Genomic DNA, 1,746 nt, shown 5'->3' on the forward strand with positions numbered 1-1,746 from the left:
AGATACTGTCGGCGAATTGCAGAGCGATATTATTGGGTAGGAGGTAAGTGGTGCCTTCCTTCATGGAGTGGCTGCCATGAGCCTCAAGCCTCTGCGGATTGACGAGGTGCCCGTCGAGACGGCCCGTATCGCGGCCCTTGCCTTCCCGCACGGAACGATCGCGACCCGGCTGCGGGACGAGTTCGCCGAACTCTACCGCGACGAGGACTTCGCGGCCCTTTACCCCAAGCGCGGCCAGCCTGGTCTCGCTCCCTGGCGCCTCGCTCTGGTGACGGTGCTGCAGTACCTCGAGCACCTGAGCGATCGGGAGGCGGCGGAGGCGGTCCGGGCACGGATCGACTGGAAGTATGCACTCGGACTCGAGCTGACGGATCCAGGCTTCCACTTCAGCGTGCTGAGCGAGTTCCGCGCCCGCCTCGTTGCAGGCGACGCGACCCACCTTCTGCTCGACACGATGCTCGAGCGGTTCAAGGCCTGCGGCCTCGTCAAATCGCGCGGCAAGCAGCGCACCGACAGCACCCACGTCCTCGGCGCCGCGCGCGACCTGCACCTCCTCGAACTCGTGACCGAAACCCTCAGGGCGACACTCGACGCGCTCGCTGCGGAGGTTCCCGACTGGCTGCGCGGTGTGGCACAGCCGGCTTGGTACGAGCGCTACGCCCACCGCGCCGAGAACTTCCGGCTACCGCGGAGCGACGCCGGCCGGGCGGCCTTCGCCCTCACGGTTGGCGCCGACGGGTACGCGCTCCTTGACGCGCTGGATGCCAACGGCGCTCCCGCAGCCGCTCGGGCGACGCCGGCGGTCGCGCCCCTCCGCACCGTATGGAGTACGCACTATGCGCGGCGCGAGGACGGCACGCCGCGCTGGCGCGAGGCGAAGGAGTGGCCGCCCGTCGGCGAGCGGGTCCAGTCACCCTACGATCCCGAGATGCACTATAGTACGAAGCGCGGGATGGAGTGGTCGGGCTACAAAGTGCACGTCACGGAGGCATGCGACGATGACACCGCGCGCCTCATCACGCATGTCCGGACCGGCCCCGCGATGCTGCCAGACATGGCTAGCACGGCTGCGATCCACGCGGCGCTCGCGGCGAAGGGCTTGCTGCCCAGCGAGCATTACGTGGATTCAGGCTATGTGGACGCCGACCTCCTCGTGACGAGCCGACGCGACCACGGCGTCTCTCTCGAGGGGCCGGTCCGAGCCATGCCGCGGCGGCGAACCGAGGCCGAGAGGGCCTACGAGCAGGAGCATTTCAGCATCGACTGGGAACGGGAAAGGGTCACCTGCCCGCAGGGCAAGGCGTCGGTGACCTGGCGAGCAGGCCGCGACGAGGCCGGCGCCCCGAGAATCTCGGCAGTATTCAGCCGCAGCGACTGCGGCGCCTGCGTGACCCGAGCGCTCTGCACGACGGCGCAGGAGGCGCGCCGGTCCGTCTACTTTCACCCACGCCCAGAGTACGAAGCGCTGAGCGCGGCCCGCGCCAGGATGGATGACCCCGACTGGCAGAAGCGCTACGGCATCCGTGCAGGCATCGAGGGCACCCTGTCGCAGGGTGTGCGCGCATTCGGCATGCGCCGAAGCCGCTACGTCGGCGAGATCAAGACCGGGCTGCAGCAGGTCTGCACAGCAGCCGCCATGAACCTAGCCCGCGTCGTGAACTGGCTGGGGGGCACACCGCGCGCCAAGACGCGTGTCACACGCTTCGCAGCCCTGGCCGAAGCTGCCTGACTTCGCCGACAGTATCT

Annotated in this window: 1 protein-coding gene; it reads left to right on the plus strand. The window is 68.6% G+C overall.

Going from position 1 to position 1,746, the window contains the following annotated elements:
* The first annotated feature begins 76 nt into the window (after positions 1-76).
* Positions 77-1,729, plus strand: coding sequence for an IS1182 family transposase (locus E0493_RS22890; protein WP_160939574.1), 1,653 nt, complete (start codon positions 77-79; stop codon positions 1,727-1,729).
* Positions 1,730-1,746 lie beyond the last annotated feature (17 nt).

Source organism: Teichococcus coralli, from assembly GCF_009829925.1.
GTDB lineage: Bacteria > Pseudomonadota > Alphaproteobacteria > Acetobacterales > Acetobacteraceae > Pseudoroseomonas > Pseudoroseomonas coralli.